Origin of the sequence: Chitinophaga sp., assembly GCF_035564935.1 — a bacterium.
Taxonomy (GTDB): Bacteria; Bacteroidota; Bacteroidia; order Chitinophagales; family Chitinophagaceae; genus Chitinophaga.
The window spans coordinates 1-5,314 of the sequence record NZ_DATMTE010001001.1 but is presented as its reverse complement, the minus strand read 5'-3'; the positions used below and the strand labels follow the sequence as shown (position 1 = coordinate 5,314).

The window sequence follows — 5,314 nt, the reverse complement described above, 5'->3', positions numbered from 1 at the left end:
GGTGAACGGGCTATAATCTTTAAAGATTATTGAGTACTTTTTTCGCCAATCTGAAAATCCATGAAACGTATTACTTTATGTATGATGCTGTTAGCCGGAGCGGGAACCACCGCCTTTGCGCAGCAACCGCCTGCAAAAGGTGGCACCGTTACGCTCGATTACTATTACAACAACGAGGTCAGGAAGGATAAAGCCGGTAACACGGAAAGATGGCATTACATCTGGGGAGAGTCTGATAATGGCGGCATGTCGCTTTGGGGGCATATTTTTGATTCCCTGGGGGTAAAAAAAGACAGCCTGTTAACGGCGCCCACGGCTGCCAACCTGGAAAACACCGGTATCTATATAATTATTGACCCCGATGCGGAAAAAGAATCGCCACGGCCTAACTATATGAACGAAAAAGATGCCCGTGCCGTTTATAACTGGGTAAAGGCAGGCGGGGTGCTGGTATTGCTGGAAAATGATTCGGCCAATGCCGAGTTTGCCCACTTTAACCGGCTGAGCGAAAAGTTTGGTATCCATTTTAACGGCGACAGCCGCAACCGGGTACAGGGCAAAAACTGGGAACAGGGCACCTTTCATATCCCTGCGGGACATGAAATATTTTCGCCAGGGCGGAAAGTGTATATCAAGGAGCTGTCTACTTTAACCCTGAAAGCGCCTGCACGGGCGGTTTATAAGGATGGCGACCATGTGATCATGGCGGTGGCGGAAGTAGGAAAGGGGAAGGTATTTGCTGTTGGCGACCCCTGGTTTTATAACGAATATGTGGATGGAAAGAAGCTGCCGGCATCTTTCCAAAACTATGAAGCCGCAACAGACCTGGCCCAATGGCTGATGAAAGCCGCCAGCCGTTAACTGTTCAGGAAATTGATATTTCTCCGGATACCGTCAAACTTACTGCGTTTCAGGGGGGAATGACGGAAGATGTTTTTAAAGGCTTCTTCTGTCAGCTCTTCCCAGTCGCGGGTAGAAAAATTAAGGATGGCTGGCACCGGCGTAAACGCCGCTTCCCGGTTGGCTTTGGAGAACCGGTTCCAGGGGCACACATCCTGGCAGGTATCACAGCCGAACATCCAGTTATCAAATTGCCCCTTCATTTTATCGGGGATCAGCTGTTCTTTCAGTTCTATGGTAAAATAGGAAATACACTTGCTGCCATCCACTACGCCGGGGGCTACCAACGCCCCGGTAGGACAGGCATCCAGGCAGCGGGTACAGGAGCCGCAGTAATCGGCCACAGGCCCATCGTATTCCAGTTCAATATCGGTGATCAGCGTGGCAATGAAGAAAAAGGAGCCTGCCTGTTTATGGATCAGGTTCCCGTTTTTACCAATCCAGCCTAACCCGCTACGGGTGGCCCAGGCCCGCTCCAGTACGGGGGCGGAATCTACAAATCCCCGGCCCTGCACGGGGCCGATATGTTCCTGCATCCGCAGCAGCATCGTTTTCAGTCGCGCCCGGATCACTTCATGATAATCCTGACCATAAGCATATTTGGAAATGCGCGGGGCATCGGGGCGTTGCTGTTCAGACGGGAAGTAATTAAACAGCAGGGTGATCACCGACCTGGCGCCGTCTACCAGTTTACGCGGATCTATTCTTTTGTCGAAATGATTTTCCATATACTGCATGGTGCCATGCATACCTTTATTCAGCCATGCTTCCAGCCGGCGGGCATCGTCGTCCAGCTGCTCTGCTTTGGCAATGCCGCAATAGTCAAATCCTAGCTCCCTGGCCAGCTCTTTTATGAATAAAGTATGGGTCATCCGGGCAAAATTAGCATATTATTTATATCTTAGCCTGGCATATATATCCCATATGCCCGTTAACTGTATGCGCTATACCTTTGTTTTGCTGGCTCCCATTGCCAGCTGTTTGTTCGCCCTGTCCACCTTTGCCCAGGACGGAAGTAAAATGAAATTTGGCAAGGTTTCCAAAGAAGAATTTGCTGTAAAAAGATCAGAGAAGGATACCGGCGCACACGCCATCGTCCTGTCTGAGATCGGTTCCTCCATTTTTGAGTCGGATGGAAACGATCTGCGTTTGGTGTTTAAGATACACTGCCGTATTAAAGTGATGGACAAAAGCGGTTATGATGTAGCCACTGTCCGGGTACCCATCTACAAATCAGGCACATCGGAAGAAAAACTGCTGAACCTGAAAGCAGCTTCCTATAATCTTGAAAACGGGGAAATAGTGGAAACGAGGATGGAAAGCAAAAACGTATTCAATGATAAACAGGATAAGAACCTGCTGATAAAGAAGTTTACCCTGCCCGCAGTAAAGGAAGGAACTATTATTGAATACACGTACTCGGTATCATCGCCCTACTACCGGCACCTGCGCGCCTGGAGTTTCCAGGGGCAGTATCCCTGCCTGTGGAGCGAATACAGTGTTTCAATTCCTGAGTATTTCGACTATATGCTGATCCCACAGGGATATGAGCCATACGTGGTGAAAACAAAAACATTTTCCCGCTCCACTTTTACCTTCCGTAATGAATCGGCCGGAGCCTCCGGCCCATCCAACCTGGTAACGGTAACGCCTTCTGTTACTACTTATAAATGGGCATTGAAAGATGTGCCGCCTATTAACGAAGAAAGTCACATTACTACCATCGATAACTACATCAACCGGGTAGAATTTCAGTTATCGGCCTACAACTGGCCGGGAGAGCCCCGCAAGCCGGTGCAAAGCACCTGGGAGGAATTGATGAAAGACCTGATGAAGGACGAAGACCTGGGTGGTGTATTGAACGGCAACAATGGTTTCCTTTCCGACCAGGTGGCAGAACTGGTAAAGGACGCCAAAACGGATAAGGAAAAAGTACAGAAGATCTTTACCTGGGTACGGGATAATTTTACCTGCACGGATTACAGTGCGCTGTGGATGGACAAGTCGCTTAAAACCGTTTTTAATTCAAAGAACGGGAACGTGTCCGACATCAACATGTTGCTGGTGGCTATGCTGAAAAAAGCAGGCCTGTTTGCCTCTCCACTGTTGCTGAGTACCCGCGATAACGGGTATGTATACCAATTCTATCCTTTATATACACACTTCAATTATGTGATTGCCGGTGTGAACCTTGGAGAGGAATATATTAAACTGGATGCCTCAAGGCCCCTGATGGGCTTCGGGAAATTACCGGGCGAATGTTATAATGGCGCCGCGCGGTCGCTGGACGATTTTGCCACGCCGGTAATACTGGGGGCCGACTCTCTGAAGGAACAGCAGTTTACCAGCGTTATACTTGGAAAGATAGAAAATGGCATGATGGCAGGAACTTTCATGCAACGGCCTACCTATCTCGATTCTTATAAAATAAGAACAAAAGTAAAAGACGGTAATACGGAGGAATTTTTTAAGCAGGTAACAAAATCATATACCGGTGATATAGAGTTGGATAATAAATCGATAGAGGATCTGAAGGAACTGGAATTGCCTGTGATGGTAAAATATGATTTCAAAATGCAGGTAGGCGAAGAGGACATGATCTACATTAACCCGCTCCTGTCTGAGGCCTACAAAAGCAATCCTTTTAAAGCAATGGAGCGTAAATTTCCCGTGGAGATGAACAGCGTGTATGATGAAATATATTCCTTTAACCTGGATGTGCCCGAGGGATATGTGGTTGATGAAATACCTAAATCAGCTATGGCGAATTATAATGAAAATGAGGGCCTGTTCCAGTATCTTATCCAGCAAACGGATAACCATGTACAGCTGCGTTGCCGTGTAAAATTAAACAAAGCCAATTTTGCCCCTGAAGAATATGCCACGCTGCGCGATTTTTATGACCTGGTGGTAAAGAAGGAAGCAGAACAGGTTGTTTTAAAAAAGAAAAAGTAAGATATGTGCAAGCGGTTAACATTAAGTATCCTGCTGTTCCTGGTGGCTGTATCGCAAGCCGCATGGGCCGGTGATCCGGTTTACCCGGCAGGTACCATTCCTGATTCGCTGAAGAAGAATGCGCACCTTGTAAAAAGGATAGATGAGATGACGGTGAAGATAAATGATCTCTCTGATGTCCGTTTTATTACACATACGGTGGCTACAGTGCTGGATGAAGCAGGTGCAGAGCAAATGAGCCTTGAAACATACTACGATAAGCTGAGAGAGATCCGTTCCATCAGTGGAGCGTTATATGATGCTGATGGTAAGTTACTGAAGCGGTTGAAGCAAAGCGATATACGCGATGTAAGCGTTATGGGAGGCAGCCTGATGTCGGATGACCGCGTAAAGCTGCATCAGTTTCATTATAACGTGTATCCGCATACGGTGGAATATGAGACAGAGGTACGAATCAAAACAACGGCGTTGATACCCAGGTGGCAGCCACAGAGCAGTTTTTTTACTACCGTGGAAAAAGGCCGTTTAACAGTTATTTACCCGGAAAATTATGAGCTGCGTTATAGTAGTTATCTCTATGATGGTAAGCCTGTAATTACCTCTGATAAAGGGAATAAGCGTATTACCTGGGAGGTTAATCAGTTACCCGCTCTGAAATACGAAATTAATGCAGTGGAATTTTACCAGCGTACCCCCAGCGTTTTTCTGGCGCCCACAGATTTCGAATACGGGGATTATAAAGGTAAAATGACCACCTGGAAGGATTACGGGAACTTTAACTATAAGCTCAATGAAGGCAGGGATGTACTGCCGGATAATATCAAAGCAAAAGTACATGAACTGACGAATGGTGTTAGCAGCCGTGAGGAAAAGATCAGGGTATTGTATAAGTTTCTGCAGAGGAATTATCGCTACATCAGTATCCAGCTCGGCATAGGAGGATGGCAAACTTTTGATGCAACATCTGTGGCTGTTAATGGTTACGGCGATTGCAAGGCATTGTCGAATTATATGATGGCATTGTTGAAAGAAGCAGGGATTAAATCAAACTGTGTACTCGTAAAGGCAGGAGGAGGAGAGCATACCTTGCGCGAAGATTTCCCGTCCTCGCAATTCAATCACGTTATCCTTTGTGTGCCGGGTGCAAAAGATACCACCTGGCTGGAGTGTACAAGTAATACGGTGTCTGCGGGTTATCTGGGATACTTTACCGACGACAGGCCGGTATTACTGGTGGATGCAGAGAACAGCAAATTGATCCACACACCGGCGTATGGTATGGACTGTAACGGGCAGGTGCGCTATGTGGATGCTGTTGTCGATAGTGCGGGGAATATTGATATTAAGTCTACTACCGTTTACAGCGGACTCCAGCAGGATGATCTGCGCGATAACCTGCATTCAATGAGCCGGGAAAAACAACTTGAAGAACTGCGGGAAGGATTGGATCTTTCCAGTT

The 5,314-nt window shown here is 47.1% G+C and carries 4 protein-coding genes; 3 read left to right on the top strand and 1 reads right to left on the bottom strand.

Annotated elements, in window-relative coordinates; genetic code table 11:
- Positions 1-60: 60 nt before the first annotated feature.
- Positions 61-861, top strand: coding sequence for a DUF4350 domain-containing protein (locus VN105_RS25945; RefSeq protein ID WP_325645720.1), 801 nt, complete (start codon positions 61-63; stop codon positions 859-861).
- On the opposite strand, the gene queG is transcribed toward VN105_RS25945, so the two are convergent.
- Entirely contained in the window at positions 858-1,772 is a 915-nt protein-coding gene (gene queG, locus VN105_RS25940; protein WP_325645718.1) for a tRNA epoxyqueuosine(34) reductase QueG, read from the bottom strand. The two genes, VN105_RS25945 and queG, sit on opposite strands and share 4 nt — an antisense overlap.
- A 52-nt stretch (positions 1,773-1,824) precedes the next feature.
- Between queG and VN105_RS25935 the strand changes: the two genes are divergently transcribed.
- Positions 1,825-3,855 (top strand): DUF3857 domain-containing protein, encoded by a 2,031-nt coding sequence (locus VN105_RS25935; protein WP_325645716.1) that lies wholly within the window; start codon positions 1,825-1,827, stop codon positions 3,853-3,855.
- A 3-nt stretch (positions 3,856-3,858) separates the two neighbouring features.
- Positions 3,859-5,314, top strand: a 1,456-nt coding sequence (locus VN105_RS25930) for a DUF3857 domain-containing transglutaminase family protein (RefSeq protein ID WP_325645714.1), incomplete at its 3' end; no start/stop codon positions are given.

Bases quoted from the DNA above. Each gene is read 5' to 3' on its own strand.
- VN105_RS25945 (WP_325645720.1), top strand. From the start codon at position 61: ATGAAACGTATTACTTTATGTATGATGCTGTTAGCCGGAGCGGGAACC.
- queG (WP_325645718.1), bottom strand. From the start codon at position 1,772: ATGACCCATACTTTATTCATAAAAGAGCTGGCCAGGGAGCTAGGATTT.
- VN105_RS25935 (WP_325645716.1), top strand. From the start codon at position 1,825: ATGCCCGTTAACTGTATGCGCTATACCTTTGTTTTGCTGGCTCCCATT.